The organism is Crossiella sp. S99.2 (assembly GCF_023094165.1).
Classification (GTDB): domain Bacteria; phylum Actinomycetota; class Actinomycetes; order Mycobacteriales; family Pseudonocardiaceae; genus Crossiella.
The window spans coordinates 853741-869378 of the sequence record NZ_JALMDK010000003.1; the positions used below are offsets into that span (position 1 = coordinate 853741).

14 protein-coding genes are annotated in these 15638 nt (G+C 71.9%); 10 read left to right on the plus strand and 4 right to left on the minus strand.

Annotation, left to right across the window (positions count from 1 at the left end; genetic code table 11):
* The first annotated feature begins 114 nt into the window (after positions 1-114).
* A complete protein-coding gene (locus MZC64_RS15190) occupies positions 115-384 on the plus strand; it encodes a winged helix-turn-helix transcriptional regulator (protein ID WP_247756488.1) in 270 nt (89 codons plus the stop codon).
* Positions 385-423: 39 nt separating this feature from the next.
* The gene (locus tag MZC64_RS15195) at positions 424-909 is read left to right on the plus strand and encodes an FBP domain-containing protein (RefSeq protein WP_247756487.1); all 486 of its coding nucleotides are present in this window, start codon (positions 424-426) and stop codon (positions 907-909) included.
* A gap of 18 nt (positions 910-927) precedes the next feature.
* Here MZC64_RS15195 and MZC64_RS15200 read toward each other — a convergent pair whose 3' ends face one another.
* Together MZC64_RS15200 and MZC64_RS15205 are read right to left on the minus strand one after the other, a co-directional pair.
* The gene (locus tag MZC64_RS15200) at positions 928-3912 is read right to left on the minus strand and encodes a BTAD domain-containing putative transcriptional regulator (protein WP_247756485.1); all 2985 of its coding nucleotides are present in this window, start codon (positions 3910-3912) and stop codon (positions 928-930) included.
* Positions 3913-3987: 75 nt separating this feature from the next.
* Positions 3988-5370, minus strand: coding sequence for an MFS transporter (locus MZC64_RS15205; RefSeq protein WP_247756483.1), 1383 nt, complete (start codon positions 5368-5370; stop codon positions 3988-3990).
* A gap of 77 nt (positions 5371-5447) precedes the next feature.
* On the opposite strand from MZC64_RS15205, the gene MZC64_RS15210 reads away from it, so the two are divergent.
* The 4 genes from MZC64_RS15210 (at position 5448) to MZC64_RS15225 (ending at position 10359) form a co-directional block, all read left to right on the plus strand.
* Positions 5448-5963, plus strand: coding sequence for a helix-turn-helix domain-containing protein (locus MZC64_RS15210; protein WP_247756481.1), 516 nt, complete (start codon positions 5448-5450; stop codon positions 5961-5963).
* Positions 5964-6368: 405 nt separating this feature from the next.
* A complete protein-coding gene (locus tag MZC64_RS15215) occupies positions 6369-7547 on the plus strand; it encodes a S8 family peptidase (RefSeq protein WP_247756479.1) in 1179 nt (392 codons plus the stop codon).
* Positions 7548-7624: 77 nt separating this feature from the next.
* Positions 7625-8272, plus strand: coding sequence for a hypothetical protein (locus MZC64_RS15220; RefSeq protein ID WP_247756478.1), 648 nt, complete (start codon positions 7625-7627; stop codon positions 8270-8272).
* On the plus strand, positions 8269-10359 hold the full coding sequence (locus tag MZC64_RS15225; protein ID WP_247756476.1) for a hypothetical protein: 2091 nt from the start codon (positions 8269-8271) through the stop codon (positions 10357-10359). The genes MZC64_RS15220 and MZC64_RS15225 overlap by 4 nt, the downstream gene beginning before the upstream one ends.
* A gap of 1 nt (position 10360) precedes the next feature.
* On the opposite strand, the gene MZC64_RS15230 is transcribed toward MZC64_RS15225, so the two are convergent.
* Positions 10361-11473, minus strand: a complete 1113-nt coding sequence (locus tag MZC64_RS15230; RefSeq protein ID WP_247756475.1) for a nucleotide disphospho-sugar-binding domain-containing protein — start codon at positions 11471-11473, stop codon at positions 10361-10363.
* A 107-nt stretch (positions 11474-11580) separates the two neighbouring features.
* Between MZC64_RS15230 and MZC64_RS15235 the strand changes: the two genes are divergently transcribed.
* Both MZC64_RS15235 and MZC64_RS15240 read left to right on the plus strand, forming a co-directional pair.
* Complete coding sequence (locus MZC64_RS15235; protein WP_247756473.1) at positions 11581-12162, plus strand: TetR/AcrR family transcriptional regulator; 582 nt, start codon at positions 11581-11583, stop codon at positions 12160-12162.
* 97 nt (positions 12163-12259) lie between these two features.
* Positions 12260-13024: a maleylpyruvate isomerase family mycothiol-dependent enzyme gene (locus MZC64_RS15240; RefSeq protein WP_247756472.1), complete on the plus strand. Its 765-nt coding sequence runs from the start codon at positions 12260-12262 to the stop codon at positions 13022-13024.
* Here the strand turns inward: MZC64_RS15240 and MZC64_RS15245 are convergent.
* Positions 13006-14028, minus strand: coding sequence for an NAD(P)/FAD-dependent oxidoreductase (locus tag MZC64_RS15245; RefSeq protein ID WP_247756470.1), 1023 nt, complete (start codon positions 14026-14028; stop codon positions 13006-13008). The two genes, MZC64_RS15240 and MZC64_RS15245, sit on opposite strands and share 19 nt — an antisense overlap.
* Before the next feature lie 109 nt (positions 14029-14137).
* Between MZC64_RS15245 and MZC64_RS15250 the strand changes: the two genes are divergently transcribed.
* On the plus strand, positions 14138-14914 hold the full coding sequence (locus tag MZC64_RS15250; protein WP_247756469.1) for a MerR family transcriptional regulator: 777 nt from the start codon (positions 14138-14140) through the stop codon (positions 14912-14914).
* Between the two features lie 144 nt (positions 14915-15058).
* Positions 15059-15634 carry a DUF6292 family protein gene (locus MZC64_RS15255; RefSeq protein WP_247756467.1) on the plus strand — a complete coding sequence of 192 codons (576 nt, stop codon included), beginning with the start codon at positions 15059-15061 and terminating at the stop codon, positions 15632-15634.
* Positions 15635-15638: the final 4 nt, after the last annotated feature.

Here is a 15638-nt window from a genome sequence, read left to right on the forward strand (position 1 = left end):
AGGCCGGGGCCGCCAACAGTACCCAGGAAGTGGCATAGTTGGGTTGTGGTTACTGGGGTTGAGCAGGGGGTTTGCCGACAGGCGCGGCCGGGTGCGGTCGAGGTGGCGCTGCGGGTGCTCAGTGGGAAGTGGACCGCGATGCTGGTCCGCGAGCTGCTGTGCGGGCCGTTGCGGTTCGGCGAACTGCGGGCGGCGCTGGGGAATCCGAGCGCGAAGACGCTGACCGACCGGTTGCGGGCGCTGGAGCACGACGGGGTGCTGACCCGGACGTTGTACCCGGAGATCCCGCCGCGGGTGGAGTACGAACTCACCGAGCGTGGGCGCGAGCTGTGGCCGGTGCTGACCGCGTTGCACGACTGGGGCGTCGGTCACCCTCAGGCTTAATAAGTTGCCGCTGCCCTGCCGTCGTTCGATGATCGGGCCGTGGAACCGCTAGCTGAGAGCACCATTCGCGCCTCCTTCGCCAACTGCTCCAAGGGAGAGGCCAAGCGGCTCGCGTTGCCGGGGAAGCTGGCCGAGGTGGCCTGGGGTGACCTGGACTTCCTGGGCTGGCGGGATCCCAAGGCGGTCAACAACGGGTACGTCGTCGTTCCGCGGGCAGACGGGCCGGTCGGGCTGGCGCTGGTGGCGGCCTCGGGGCGGATCAAGCAGTCCATGTGCGCCTTCTGCCTGACCACGCACGGCACCGGGGACGTCGCGTTGTTCGCCGCGCGCCGGGTCGGGGCGGCCGGGAAGCTGGGCAACACGGTGGGCACCTACCTGTGCGCCGATCTGGCCTGTTCGCTCTACGTGCGTGGGCTGCGCAAGCCGGCGGTGCCCAACCCGAAGGAATCACTGAGCACGCAGGAGCGCACGGAGCGGATGCTGGCCAACCTCAACAAGTTCGCCGATGAGGTGCTCTCCGACTGAGCGCGCTGCCTGGCCGGGTCAGTACTCCAGGATGTAGGCGCCGAAACCCATTTCCACGGCCGCGGTCACCGAGGTGTCGAGCACCTCGGTGGCGCGGTCGTACCAGTCCGCGCCGGTGTCCGGTTCGGCGAGCAGGGTTTCCAGGGCGGTGACGGTGTCCCGCAGTCTGGTCCGGTTCTCGTGGTAGCGGCCAATGGTGCGGTAGACCTCGGACAGCTCCGCGGTGAGGCTGGCCAGGCCCGCGCGCAGATCCTCTTGCGCCCGCTCGTGCTGGCCGGCGGCGTGCCGGGCCTGGCCGAGGTGGATCAGGCAGCTGGTGATCATGCGGTGCACCAGTGAGGTGCCGATGTCGCCGTGTTCGCCCAGGGTGCGGCTGATGGCCAGGTCGCGTTCCCGGTAGGCCACGCATTCCTGGTAGCGGCCCAGGTGGAAGTAACTGCGGCTGACCGTTTCCAGGGCCAGGGTGAGGTCGTAGGGCTCGCCGGAGTCGGCCAGCAGGGCCAGTGCGCGTTCCCCGGATTCCAGGGCCTGTTCGTGCTGGCCGAGGCGGGTCAGCCCGGCGGCCTCGGCGACCAGGGCGCCCGCCTCGCCGAGGGGGTTTCCGGCCCGGCGGAACAGTTCCAGGGCGGCGGCGGACTCGGTGAGCGAGCCTTCGATATCGCGTTCGAGCTGGCGCACACCGATGAGCTGGCGGTGGGTGTAGGCCCGGCCGAGCAGATCGCCCTCGGACTCGAAGCAGGCCAGTGCCTGGGCCAGGTGCTGGCGCGCCGACTCGTACCGGCCGTGGTGCGCGGCGACCCTGGCCAGGCCGCGGGAGGCGTAGCCAATGGCGATCTTGTCGCCGATCCGCTGGGCGGCGTGCAACGCGGTCTCGTTGACCACCTCCAGGTCCCGCCAGTGCCCGCCCAGATCGAGGAAGTGCCGGATCCACCAGGCCAGTCGGCAGGCCTCGTACTCGAAGCCGTCCCGGGCGGCCCGCTCGATCATGCTCAGCAGCACCCCATGCCGTTCGCTGAACCAGTCCAGGGCGTCCTGGTGGCCGGTGAAGGTGCGCGGGCAGACCAGTGGTTCCAGTTCGCCGAGTTCCGGGCCGTCCTGTTGCCGGGACAGGGTCTGGGTGGCGGCGTGCGCGGAGCGGAGGTGGCAGTGCAGGCCGCGGCGCCGGGCCGCCTGCTGTTCGGCGGGGCTGTCCTCGGTCTGGCGCAGTTCGGCGGCGTAGGCGCGCAGCAGGTCGTGCCAGGTGTACCAGCCGGGGCGGGGTTCGGTGACCAGGTGCGCGGCGGCCAGTTCGCGCATCAGCACGCCCGCCCTGGCCCTGGGCACACCGGCCAGGCTGGCTCCCACCGGCACCCCCATTTCCGGGCCGGGGTAGAGCGAGAGCAGCCGGAACAGCCGGGCGGCGGGGGCGGACAGGGCCCGGTAGGACCAGGACAGCACGGTGCGGACGTCGGTGAGGCTGTCCGGGCAGGTGAAGGCGTCCAGGCCGCCCTTGGCCGCGGCGAGTTCGGCGGCCACCTCGGCCAGGCTGAAACTGGGATGGGCGGCGGCCCTGGTGGCCACCACGGCCAAGGCGAGAGGGAGCCGGCCGCAGATGGTGATGATGTCGGTGACCGCCTCGGGTTCGGCGGTCAGCCGGTCCGCGCCGAGGCGGCGGGCGAGGAACTGCCTGGCTTCGGCGTGACCGAGCAAGTCCAGCGAGACGGTGAGCGCGCCGGTGCCCGCGACCAGGCCGGACAGTTCGACCCGGCTGGTCACCAGCACCAGCGAGCGGGAGCCGCCGGGCAGCAGCGGCAACACCTGGGCGGTGTCGCGGGCGTTGTCCAGCAGGATCAGGCAGCGGCGTTCGGCCAGCACGGTGCGGTAGAGCGCGGTGAGCGCGTCCAGGCGGTCGGGCAAGTGCTGGGTGGGCACGGCGAGGGCGTCCAGGAACCAGCGGACCGCGTCGGCCGGGTCCAGCGCGGAGTCCCCGGCCTCGAATCCGCGCAGGTCTACATACAGCGTGCCGTCCGGGAAGTCCGCGGCCAGTTCGTGCGCGCAGCGGACCGCGAAGGTGGTTTTGCCGACCCCGGGCATGCCGTGCACCACCACGACCGCGGGCCTGCCGGGGCCGGGGCGCAGCCGGGCGCGGATCTGGGCGAGTTCGGCGTCCCGGCCGGTGAACACAGGCAGGTCGGCGGGCAGCTGGGCGGGCGTGACCTGGGCGGGTGGCGGGGGCTGCGCGCGGTGCCGTTCGACTCGGGCGCCGAGCAGGGCCGGGTCGGCGCGCAGGATCTGCTCGTGCAGGCCGCGCAGGGCCGGGCCGGGGTCGATGCCGAGTTCGCCTGCCAGGTCGCGGCGCACCCGGTCGAAGGTTTCCAGGGCCTCGGCCTGCCTGCCCGCCCGGTACAGGCCGAGCATGAGCAGTTCCTGCAGGCGTTCGCGCAGGGGTTCGGCGGCGGCCTCGGCGGCGAGCTGGTCCAGCAGGCCGGCACAGCGACCGCGGTCGATCTCCAGTGCGGCCAGCTGCTCGATCACGGCCAGTCTGCGCTGGCGCAGCCGGGCCCGTTCCCTGGCCGCGTACTCGAATGGCAACTCGGCCAGTGCCTCACCCTGCCATTCCAGCCGGGCCGCGTGCAGGTCCTGGAGACCGCTTTCCAGATCCCCCTGAGAAATGGATTTCTCGGCATTCCGGGCCAAGGTCTGAAAGCGGCTGAGGTCCAGGCCGTCGGCATTCACCCGCAGCGCGTAGCCGCCGGTGGCCGAGGTCAGCACGGGTTCGCCACCGCCGATTTCCAGGGTCTGCCGCAGCCGGTGCACGTAGGTGCGGATGGTGCCGCGAGCGGCCCTGGGCACCTCGTTTTCCCACAGTGCGGCGGCGATCTCCTCGGTGCTGACCAGTCGTCCCTGGGCGAGCAGCAGCACCACCAGGGTCAGCCGCTGCTGCGGCGAGCCCAGTGGCAGGGCGACCCCGTCGTGCCAGGCCCGTACCGGCCCGAGCACCGCGAATGTCAGTCCTGGCCTCACTCAGCGCCCTACTTCCGGGTAATGGCAGACAGTGCCGATCGGAGTAATCCGACCGGCACTGCGATGGTAAACCCGTTATCGCGATGCTCGCGGACGCAGTGCGAGGGCGGCGACTCCGCCGAGCAGGGTGACGCCCGCGCAGACGTAGACCGAGGCGCGCCAGCCGTCGAGCAACTCGCTGATCGGCGCCCCGGCCGAGCGCACGCTCAGCGCGAAGACCACGGTCACCCCGATCGCCGCGCCCAGGTAGCGCACGGTCTGGTTGAGGCCGCCGCCCAGGCCCGCCTTGGCCGGGGGCACGCCGGCCACCGCGGCCACGCCCAGGCTGGCGTTGCTGATGCCGGTGCCGATGCCCGCGATCAGCAAGCCCGGCAACAGATCCAGGCCCTGCCCGACGCGGGACGGGGCCACCAGTGCGAACAGTCCCACCGCCAGGATGATCATGCCGAGCCCCAGCCGAAGGTCAAGATCGAGCCGGTGCAGCCGCCGGACGGCGAGTGCGGCGACCGCGCTGGTGCCGGACCAGACGACCACCAGCACCGAGGTGGTGATCAGGCCGAGACCGAGGGCGCGCTGCAACACGATGGGCAGGAAGGACATCAGCGCGGTGACCCCGGCGCCGGCAGCGAAGGAGGCCACGGTGGCCGAGAGCAGTCCGCGACTCCGGAACAGACTCAACTCGATCATGGGTTCGGCCGCGAAGGCTTGGCGGAGCAGGAAACCGAGCAGCAGGAGCAGGCCGCCGCCGAGCAGGGTCAGGGTGGCCGGGGCCAGCCAGCCGCCGCGGCCGAGGGTGAGTCCGGCCAGCAGCGCGGCGAGTCCGGCAGCCAGCAGCAGCACGCCGGGCAGGTCGAGCGGGCGACGGTGGCCGGAGACCGATTCGGTGAGTCCACGGGCGGCGGTCACCAGGACGGCGCCGCCGAGCACGAGCACCCAGTACATGACCCGCCAGTCCAGGAACTCCGTGGCCAGTGCGGCCAGCACCGGGCCGAGCGCCAGCCCGAGGCTCAGGCTCGCACCCCAGCGGCCCATGGCCTGCGCGCGGTGTGGTCCGGACGGGGCGGCTTGCCCGATCAGGGCCAGGCTGCAGGCCAGCACCGCGGCCGCGCCGAGTCCGGCCAGGATCCGGGCGAAGACGAACAGCCAGGTCACCGTGGCCAGCGCGGAGACCACCGAGGCGAGCAGCAGCACCACCGCGCCGAGCCGGAACACCCGGCGGCGGCCGAAATCGTCGGCCAGCGCGCCCGCGGTCAGCATGGCCACGGTGAGCCCGAGGCTCATCGCGCTCAGGATCCAGGTCTGCCCGGCCGGTCCGGCGCCCAGGTCGGCGGCGAGTTCGCGCGGGGTGGCCAGTGGCGCGGTGAAGACGGCCATCACGAGCAGGGTGCCGAACCCGGCGACCGCGACCGTGCGGCGCAGTCCGGGTGCGGGCGGAGCTGACTGTGCGGTGGCGGTCACCACGAGCCTCCCTCGGTCTGGTGAATGAACCGTAGCAGGCGTGGTTCATTCACTGAACCGACAGCTAGCATGGGGACATGGCGCTGAAGTCGGACTACGCGAACCAGGAGTGCGCCATCGCGCGCACGCTGGAGATCATCGGCGAGCGCTGGACCCCGCTGATCCTGCGCGACTGCTTCTTCGGCCTCCGCCGCTTCACCGACCTGCACCGCCACCTGGGCCTGCCCCGCGCGGTGCTGTCCGCCCGGCTGGAATCCCTGGTCGGCGCGGGCGTGCTGGAACGCAGCGAGTACCAGCCGGGGCGGCACGAATACCTGCTCACCGAACGCGGCCAGGAGCTGTGGCCGGTGCTGACCGCGATGCTCGCCTGGGGCGACAAACACCTCTCCCCCAACGGCCCCCGCGTCCTGCAACGGCACACCGTCTGCGGCCAGGACCTCCGCCCCGGCGCACCATGCCAGACCTGCGAAACGGTCCCACCGCTAACCGAGATCGAGATCCGCCGCGGCCCAGGCCGCCCCCACCACCCCAACCCAGACCAGGTCGAGCAGGCCCTACGCGACGGCCACACCCTCCTGACCCCACTCCCCTAGCCCCGCCACCGTGTTGGCCGTTCCGGACGGCGTGTTGGCCGTTGTGGACGGCGTGTTGGCCGTTCTCGTACGGCGAGTTGGCCCAAGTGGTACGCCGGTTTGGCCCAAGTGGGCGTGCCAGTTGGCCCAAGTGGTGCGGGGCTGCTGACGCGGGGACGGAGCGTGGCCGGGCGGGTGGGTTGGGACCTGCTTATGGGGGCGGTCCCCGCAATCCCCCGAACCACCTCGGCCGAAAGATGGCAGCGGCACCGCAGAACGGATGGACCGTGATGGACATTTGATCAGGCCCATTGACCTGCGCAGACCAACTCGTCAGTCTGCTGGATGACCCACGATCGGGTGGCAGTCCGTTCACCAACCCTGCGGTGGACACGCCCGGTCGCTGGTGCACTAAGGAGCCACTACGTGCATCCGCTCAATCGTGTGCTTGCCGTGTTCTCGGCTGCGGCCCTGTCGACCCTGACCGCCGCCACCGCGCTGGCCGAGCCCGCCTACCAGGCGCCGCTCTCGCTGGCCACCGCTTCGGCGACCACCCAGCCCATCGCCGACACCTACATCGTGGTGACCGATCCGGCCAAGTCCCGGGGTCGCAGCCTGACCAGCTCGCTGGACATCAAGCCCGCCGCTGAGTTCAGCGCCGCGGTCACCGGCTTCTCCGCCAAGCTGACCCCCGGCCAGCTGCGGCAGCTGCGCCGCGACCCGTCGGTCAAGAGCATCGAGCAGGACGTGCTGGTCACCGACGCCCTGGACGCCACCCAGCTCAACCCGCCGTCCTGGGGCATCGACCGGGTGGACCAGCGCAACCTGCCGCTGTCCAAGAGCTTCACCTACAACGCCACCGGCGCGGGTGTGCACGCCTACATCATCGACACCGGCATCACGCCCTCGCACCCGGACTTCGAGGGCCGGGCCACCTTCGACCACAACGCCATCGACACCAACAACACCGACTGCCAGGGCCACGGCACGCACGTGGCGGGCACCATCGGCTCCAAGACCTACGGTGTGGCCAAGAAGGCCAGCCTGCACGGCGTGAAGGTGATGAACTGCTCCGGCGGCGCGACCGCGACCTCCATGCTCAACGGCGTCAACTGGGTGACCGCGAACGCGAAGAAGCCCGCGGTGGCGAACACCTCGTGGAACTTCAACCACAGCGCGGCGCTGGAGACCGCGATCCGCAACATGATCTCCTCCGGCGTGTTCCTGGCGACCTCGGCGGGCAACACCGGCGGCAACTCCTGTGACCGCCTGCCGCGCAAGGTGGAGACCGCGACCGTGGTCGCCTCCTCGGAGATCAGCGACGCCCGCTCCTCCTTCTCCAGCACCGGCGCCTGCGTCGACCTCTACGCCCCCGGCGGCAACATCATCTCCACCCTGCGCACCGGCGGCAGCGGCTCGATGAGCGGCACCTCGATGGCCACCCCGCACGTGGCAGGCGTGGCCGCGCTGTACAAGGCCCGTTTCGGTGACGCCCCCTCGGCCACCGTGCACAACTGGCTTAACAGCAACGCCACCCCGAACGTGGTCTCCGGTGGCGCCACCGGCGGCACCGTGAACCGCCTGCTGTTCACCGCTGGTCTCTGACCTGCCTGGGCAACCCCGCTGCCGGAAGTTGTTCCGGCGGCAGGGTTTTCCACGTCTCGGTCAACTACCGTGTCGCCATGAGCACGGACGGGGCCAAGCCACCAGAGGTCGACAACTCGATCACCGGTGAGGTGTCGGGGACGAGTGTGCAGGCCGGGGTGGTGCACGGTGGGGTGCACCTGCACGCGGGGCGGGCGCTGGCCGAGCTGGGCCAGGCATTCGATTCCCAGCCGGCGCTGCTGCGGCTAATGGCCGATCTGGAAGCGGTGCACCGGGATTACCTGCTGATGTTCAACTCGGTGCTGGACGAGACCCCGGACGCCTGGGCGCACGGCGAGGCGGGGTTCACGGAGCAGGTCGGCAAGGTGGCCAAGTCGTTGCGGCGGTTGCGGGTGGACTTCGAGCCGGTGCGGGTGCGGGTGCACGCGCTGGCGGCGGCGTTCAGCGAGGCGCCGTTGAGCGCGCCGGAGCGGGCGTTCGCGGTGGCGGTGCTGAAGTACTTCCCGACCGGGGAGATCGCGCGCACCGGGCCACCGCAGGGCGCCGCGGCCGCCATCACCGTGTCGACCCGCACCTCCGGCACCGCGGTGCTGGACCACCTCTACCGCGCCCTGGACGGGGAACTCGGCCAGGAGCTGAGCGGGCTGATCAAGGACACCATCACCTTCCACCAGCAACGCTGGGCCGTGGTCTGCACCGCCTTCGCGGCCCTGCACGTCGCATGAGCGGACGATTCGCCGATCCCTTCGCCGCGCCGTACTTCCCGCGCGCGCTGACCACCGCGGCGGCGTTGCGGCAGGCCCCGGCGCTGGACCGGATCGGCGGCTACGAGATCGTCGCGGAACTGGCCCCGACTGTCCTTTTAGGACGCCGTTCGGACGGTAAACTGTTCGTGCTCAAGGGATCCGAGGTCGTCACGGCGGCTGAGCTGGCCCGGCGGGAGGCCGAGGCACTGCGGCTGATCCGGCACGGGTTCGGCGGAGTGCTGACGATCGAGGAGGTACTGGGGGTGCCGGGCGGGCCGGTGCAGCACCTGTGCCTGCCGCACTGCCCTGGCGGCAGCCTGCGGGATCGGTTGGCGGGCAAGGACATCAGCGTCGATGAGCTGGCCTATCACGGGCTGGCGCTGGCCTGTGCGCTGCACCAGTTGCACCGGATTGGGCTGGTGCACGGGGATGTCAAACCGGAGAATGTGCTGTTCGATCACGGCGATGAGGGCTTCACCGGGCGGGAACCGCGCTGGCGCACGGTGTTGTCAGACCTGGAGACCATGGTCCCGGCGGGCGGGCCGACCAGCTGGCGGCTGACCGCCGCCTACGCCGCGCCCGAGCAACTGGCCGGGGCGGCGGCCGATCCGGCGATGGACGTGTGGGCCTGGGGCCGGACCCTGCGCGACGGCCTGGACCTGGTTGACGGCTGGGACTGGCTGACCGAACTGGTCGGACAGGCCCTGACTGAGGAGCCGGGTGCGCGGCCAGATGTCGAGCGGATCATCGCGGTGTGCGGACAGCACCTGGGTTTCGGCACCGCGGACGGGCCGCTGCTCGGGGCGGACCGGCCGGTGGCGTGGTACCCGATCGAGACCCTGCCGGACCTCCTGGACTCCTGGCCGCGGCGGCCCGGAGTGGCCATGATCCGGCAGTCGATGGGCTGGACAGCCTGGCTGCCCGAATGCCACCGGCTCTACGAACTGGGCACCGTGCCCGCGCTGCTGCGGATCGAGGAGCTGAGCACCCGTGCCCTGCGCGAGGCCGGCCTGCCGCACGCGGTGGCACTGGGGTTCCTCTGCCTGTGGGTCAAGGCGCTGGTGGAGCTGGTCGAGATGACCGGCGAAGCCGTTGACCTGCAACGGTTGCTGGCGGCGGCGCAGGAGTGGGAGCGGGTGGGCGAGTTCGAGCACGAGCCGGACGCCGCGGTGCTCGCCCAGGCGTGGTTGCTGCTGGACAATCCCGAGCGCGCACTGCCGTATGTGCGCCGGAGTTACGCCGCGGACCGGGAGAACTCCTCGGCGCGGGCCGCGATGCGGCTGTACTACCTGATCTCCGGCGAGCCCGGCATGGCCGCCACGGTCGCCGCCCAGCCGGTGCGGGACCCGGCGCCGGGGATAAGCACGCGCTGGCTGCTGCTGCGGCTGGGCGATCTGCTGGCCGCGGACGAGCACGCGGAACTCGCGCACCTGCTCGACGTGCTGGGCCCGACTCCCCTGGACATGATCGCCCTGATCGACTGCGTGCTGGCCGGGCGGCGCGGTCCGGTGACCGCCGACGCGCAGTGGCGGGGCCTGCGCGAGCACTTCCGCACCATCAGCAGCAGCACCTCGCTGACGAAACTCGCGCTGCTCACCGAGGCCGCCTTCCAGCGCGGCGAGTACGAGTACGCCGCCGGCCGCGCCGAGCTGGCCCGGCGCCGCGCACTCGCCCGCCTGCCGGTCCACCACCGCGACCGCGCTATGCTGGAAGCCGTTGCGCTGCACCGTGATCCAGCCGATCGCGGGCTGACCGCGCGGCTGGTCAACCGGGCGGAGCTGTGGGTGGCCGACGGCCGGCCGAATGATCCGCTGCTCCGCCTGGACCTGATCGCGGCGCAGCGCTGGGCCGGGCGGCTGCCGCCGGTGGCGCTGGAACTGCTGGCGCACAGCGGATCCCCGGCGCCCGCGCTGCTGGCGAGCACCCGGCACTGCGGGGACTGCCGGGCGGCCGGACAGCTCGCCGAGCTGGCGGTCTGCGGGCACTGCCACCGGACGCTGTGCGCGCGCTGCGTCGCGGTGGCCTGCCGGTGCGGTGGCGATCTGGCCTGCCCCTGGCCGGGTTGAGTCAGCTGGCCCACTCGGCGAGTTCGGCCGCGACCGTTGCGGGGGCGGGCATCGCGCGCAGTTCCGCCCGCACCGCCGCCGCCTCGACCCGCAGCTTGTCCTCGGTGAGCAGCCGGGTCAGCAGCGCACTGTCCACTTCGGACTCCTCGGCGGCGTACCCGACTCCCCTGGCGTGCACCCCGGCGGCGTTGACGTAGCGGTCCGAGCCGCTGGGCAGCACGAGTTGCGGCACGCCCGCGTCCAGCGCGGTCATCGTGGTGCCCGCGCCGCCGTGGTGCACGATCGCGGCGCAGGTGGGCAGCAGGGCGTTGAGCGGCAGCCAGCCGGTGCCGCGCACGTTGGCGGGCAGCGGGCCCGGGTCGACCGCGCCGAGGGCGAGCACGAACTCGGCGTCGATCTCCCCGGCCAGGGCCAGGATCCGTTGCACCGGGCCGATTCCGCTGTCCGTGGGCGCGACCGAGCCCAGGGTCACCGCGATCCGCGGCCGCCGCGCCGGTTCGGCCAGCCAGTCGGGAGCGGGGGCGGCGCCGTTGTAGGGCACGTAGCGCAGTGGGCGGCCGACCGAGGTCTCCACCATGCTCGGCGGCGCCACGTCCAGGATGGTGCGGCGTTCGGGCAGTTCCGCGCTGTGTTTGGCGAAGACGTCGGCGAGGCTCTCCCGCAGGGCCTCGTCCAGTCCGGTCGCGCGAACCAGGCCGAAGTTGTGCTCTACCAAGGGAATGCCCAGCGCGCCGGCGCAGATCAGTCCGGTGTGCTGGGCCTGGGACTGCACCACCAGATCCGGCCGCCACTGCCGGGCGACCTCGATCACCCCGTCGACCTGCAGCCGCACCAGGACGCCGATCAGCGCGGCCGTCTCCCGTAAATCGCCGATCCGGCCAGCCTGCATGGCCTGCACCAACTCAGGGTGCTCGGCCCGCATCTTGGCGATCATCACCGACCGGTTCATGCCGGGCGACACGTCGGCCACCGGCAACCCGGCCTCGCCGACGATCAGGCCCTCCCCCGTGGTGGCGAACAGCACCTGGTGCCCGGCGGCGACGAACGCCCTGGCCAGCGACACCATCGGGAAGGCGTGCCCCACGCCCGCCGAGGCCACGAACAACACTCGCATAACCACTCCCCCATCAGATAGAGAACTCGCAGTTCACTATCTCCCACGGTAGGCTGCCGCGATAGAGAACGCAACGGACTCTAAGCGGGGGTGTGGTGGAGCAGCCGGTGGATCACCGCCGCGGTCCGCGCCGACGCGGCGAGGTGCTGCTCAACGCCATTGTCGAGGCCACCCTGGCCGAACTCGCCGAGGTCGGCTACGCCGGGCTGACCATGGACGGCGTGGCCCAGCGCGCCCGCACCAGCAAAGCCTCGCTGTACCGCCGCTGGCCCACCCGGCAGGACCTGGTCGCCGCCGCCATCCGGCACACCGCGCAGGCCACCGAACCGATCCCGGACACCGGTGAGCTGCGCGCCGACCTGCTCGCCGCGCTCGACCTGCTGGCCCAGCGGCTGACCAGCCCGGTCGGCGAGGCGGTGCGCGGCATCCTGACCGACACCCTGCGCGATCCCGAGCTGACCAGGGACCTGCGCGAGACCATGGTCAGCGGCCGCAACCGCCTGCTCACCCAGGTCCTGCGGCGCGCGGCCGAACGCGGGGAGATCCCCGCGGAGGCGATCACGCCCCAGGTCGTGGCGGCCGGTCCGGCGCTGGTGCTGCACCACTTCCTGCTGCACGGCCCGCCAATGCCGGCGGAGTTGCGCGGGCAGATCGTGGACGAGGTGCTGTTGCCGCTGGTGCGGCGATAGCGCGGGTCCCGGCCGGAGATTGTCTTCGGACCGATGTCGAGACGGCCATGCCGGCTCCGACCAGCTCGTGAGAACCACCCGATCACGAGAGGCCACCATGGACTTCCACCGCCACGCCGCCGAGATCCACGTCCAGACCGAACTATTCGGTGAGCTGGCCGGTGCCGACCTGCGGGCCCCCGTGCCCTCCTGCCCCGGCTGGACCCTGGGCAGCCTGGTGCGGCACATCGGCTTCGGCCACCGCTGGGCCGCGGAGATCATCCGCACCCGGGCCACCGAATTCCTGCCCGATGACCTGATGCGCAAACTCGACGGCGACGACTCCGGGCCACTGCCCGTGGACTGGCTGGTCGAGGGTGCGGCCGAACTGTCCGAGGCACTGCGCTCAGCCGGACCCGGCGTCACGGTCTGGACCCCGCTGACCTCGGGCGGCGGGACCGACTTCTGGGCCCGGCGGTTCGCGCACGAGACGGTGATGCACCGCGCCGACGCGACCCTGGCCGCCGGGATCCCGTTCACCGTGGCCACCGAGGTCGCCCTGGACACGGTCGACGAGTGGATGTGGCTGGACTCGCTGGCCCAGCACTTCGACTACAACCCGGGCAAGCGCGAGCTGCTCGCCCCCGGTCGCACACTGGCCTTCGAGGCCACCGACGCCGACGCCGCCTGGTTCGTCGACCTCACCGGCGAGGTGATCGTCTCCGGCCGTGGGCGGAGCGCGGCGGCGGTCACCGTCCGCGCCCCGCTGACCGACCTGCTGCTGGCGCTGTACCGGCGGAAGTCCTTCTCCGGCAACGGGATCGACCTCAGTGGCGATACCGCGTTGCTGGAGTTCTGGCTGACTCACATCGGGTTCGGCTGAAGCTGACCGGCCAGGCCGTGGCGGCGGTCGCCGAGCACCAGTTCGGCCAGCCGGGACTCGTGCTCGGGGCTGAACGCGCGGCGGCCGACCGCCTGCCGGGTGTCCTCCTCGACCAGGTCGGCGTTGATCGAGGTGGCCGCCGCCATGCCCGCGGCGGCCGCCATGACCACGCTGGCCATCAGCTCGGTCACGTTGCCCGCCGCCCACACCCCGGGCACCGAGGTCACCCCGCGACCGTCGGCCTGGAGGTGTTCGCCCATCGGGTTTTCGGTCAGCGCCAGCCCCAGATCGGTGAGGAAACCGGCGCGGGCGGCGAACCTCGGCAGCACCGCGATCGCCCGCCGCGGCACCACCCGGCCATCGGCCAGCCGGACCCCGGCGAGCCGGTCCGCGCTGATCTCCAGCCCGGCCACCTCGCCGTCGACCACGGCGATGTCCCTGGCGGCCAGCTGTGCACGCTCGGCGGTGCTCAGTTCGGGTGCGGTGTGCCGGAACAGCACCACATCCGCGCTCCACTGCCGCAGCAGCAGGGTCATGTGCATCGTGTTGGGGCCGCCGCCGAGCACGCCGATCGGCTGGTCCCGCACCTCCCAGCCGTGGCAGTACGGGCAGTGCAGCACATCCCGGCCCCAGCGTTCCCGCACCCCGGGGACCTCGGGCAGCTCATCGGTCAGGCCGGTGGTGATCAGCAGCCGGCGCGCGCCGATCCGCTGGCCGTCGGCGGTGTCGACCTCGAATCCGGTGGTGGTGCGGCGGGCGGCGGTGACCGTGGCCTGGCGGATCTCCCCGCCGTAGCCACGCACCTCCGCCGCGCCCAGTTCGACCAGTTCGGCAGGCGGCAGGCCCTCGCGGGTGAGGAAGCCGTGCACGCCATCGGCGGGGGCGTTGCGCGGTTCGCCCGCGTCCAGCACAAGCACAGAGCGGCGGGCGCGGGCCAGGGTGAGGGCGCCGCTGAGTCCGGCCGCCCCACCGCCGATGACCAGGACATCTACGTTGGTTGTCATGGCCCCACCGTGCGCCTACCCCCGGAGACTTGGCAAAGTTCCTTGCTGTTTTGGCAAGTCGGGCGCCGCGGGTTGACCTTGACCCCGGGGCAGGGTCCATCCTCACCGGATGACCAACGGCGTCACGATCGGCCAGGCAGCGGCCTTCGTCGGCATCACGATCAAGACCGTGCGGCACTACCACCGGCACGGATTGGTCGACGAGCCGCAACGGGACAGCTCCGGCTACCGGCGCTACGGATCGGCCGAGTTGCTGCGCCTGGTCCAGGTCCGCACGCTGGCCACCGCCGGCGTGCCCCTGGCTGAGATCAGGCCGCTGCTCGACGCCGGCACCGAGCAGTTCGCCGCCGCCCTCGACGACGTCAAACGCCGCCTCACCAAACAAATCGAGGACCTCACCGCGCGCCGCGACACCCTGCACCGGCTCACCGAGGGCGACCGGGCCCTGCTGCCCGAACGCGCGCTCGCCCTGCTGGACCGGCTCGCCGAACTCGGCATGACCGCGGCGGATCTGGCGATCGTCCGGGAGGGCCTGGTGCTGGCCAGGGCCCTGGTCCCGGAGGACTTCGACACCTACCTCGGCAACGTAGCGGCGGCCCTGGACGACCCCCGCTTCGTCGAACTGCAACGGCTCGGCTGGGCCAGCGCGGACTGGGATCCGGACGATCCCCGGCTGGACGAACTCGCCACCGCCACCGCCGAGCACTACCTCGCCAACCCCGCGCGACTGGCCATTGTGACCGCTTTCCAGGGCCGCACCGACCCCGCCGCCCGGCACGGGTTGATCAGTTACCACAACATGGACAAGGCCCCGGCCTGGACCAGGTTGACCGCGCTCACCGAGGCCAAACTCCGCGCCGCCGGCGTGCCCATACCGGGCCGATGACGGCGGGGCCGACACCGTTACCGCACGGTTACCGCTTGCTGACCTGAGCGGACTCGCATTTGCTCCCAGGTCAAGCAGCGGTAATGTCTCCCCATCACAATCAAACACGCTGGCGAACCCGGCCAGTCCGGAAACGGAGCCAGCATGAGCGAGTCCACCCGTCCAGCCAGCACTGGTTTCGCCGAAGCCAGGGCGCACGCCAGCCGGGTCGAGTTCGGTCAGCAGGTCCGCGCCGCCCGCACGGTCGCCTGCCACGCCACCGATCCGCAGGACCGCCACGACCTCCTGGCCATGCTCGGTCTGCCCAACCCCGAGCCCACCCCCGAACCTCCGCCGCTGTCCCAGGCCCTGTCCAGCTACGTGCACGCCGTGGCCGCCGCGCTGGGCGTCTCCACCGACGGCGCGCTGTGCGAGGTCACCGACACGGCAACGGCCTACCTGGCTCTCACCCGTCGCTGGCCCGGCCTGCCCGGCCACGACCTGATGCTCACCTGGACCGAACGCCACGGCTGGCTGGTCGCGGTCGAAACCGACCCGGCCGAAACCCCCGTGGTCATCGCCAGCCTGGGCGCGGACCTGACCCCGGCCCCGGCGCTGGTGGCCCGGTTCGTCACCGATGCGCTGGCCGGCGGCGCGACCGCGGTCGGCTCACCGGGCCCGGTGGCCGGTGCGGACCGGCGTGGCCTGGCCGAGCGGATGGCGGCGCACTCGGTCGGCTGAGCCG

Excerpts from the sequence above, each read along its gene's own strand:
- MZC64_RS15210 (WP_247756481.1), top strand. The coding sequence starts at position 5,448 with ATGGCGCTGAAGTCGGACTACGCGAACCAGGAGTGCGCCATCGCGCGC.
- MZC64_RS15220 (WP_247756478.1), top strand. The coding sequence starts at position 7,625 with ATGAGCACGGACGGGGCCAAGCCACCAGAGGTCGACAACTCGATCACC.
- MZC64_RS15225 (WP_247756476.1), top strand. The coding sequence starts at position 8,269 with ATGAGCGGACGATTCGCCGATCCCTTCGCCGCGCCGTACTTCCCGCGC.
- MZC64_RS15230 (WP_247756475.1), bottom strand. The coding sequence starts at position 11,473 with ATGCGAGTGTTGTTCGTGGCCTCGGCGGGCGTGGGGCACGCCTTCCCG.
- MZC64_RS15240 (WP_247756472.1), top strand. The coding sequence starts at position 12,260 with ATGGACTTCCACCGCCACGCCGCCGAGATCCACGTCCAGACCGAACTA.
- MZC64_RS15245 (WP_247756470.1), bottom strand. The coding sequence starts at position 14,028 with ATGACAACCAACGTAGATGTCCTGGTCATCGGCGGTGGGGCGGCCGGA.
- MZC64_RS15250 (WP_247756469.1), top strand. The coding sequence starts at position 14,138 with ATGACCAACGGCGTCACGATCGGCCAGGCAGCGGCCTTCGTCGGCATC.
- MZC64_RS15255 (WP_247756467.1), top strand. The coding sequence starts at position 15,059 with ATGAGCGAGTCCACCCGTCCAGCCAGCACTGGTTTCGCCGAAGCCAGG.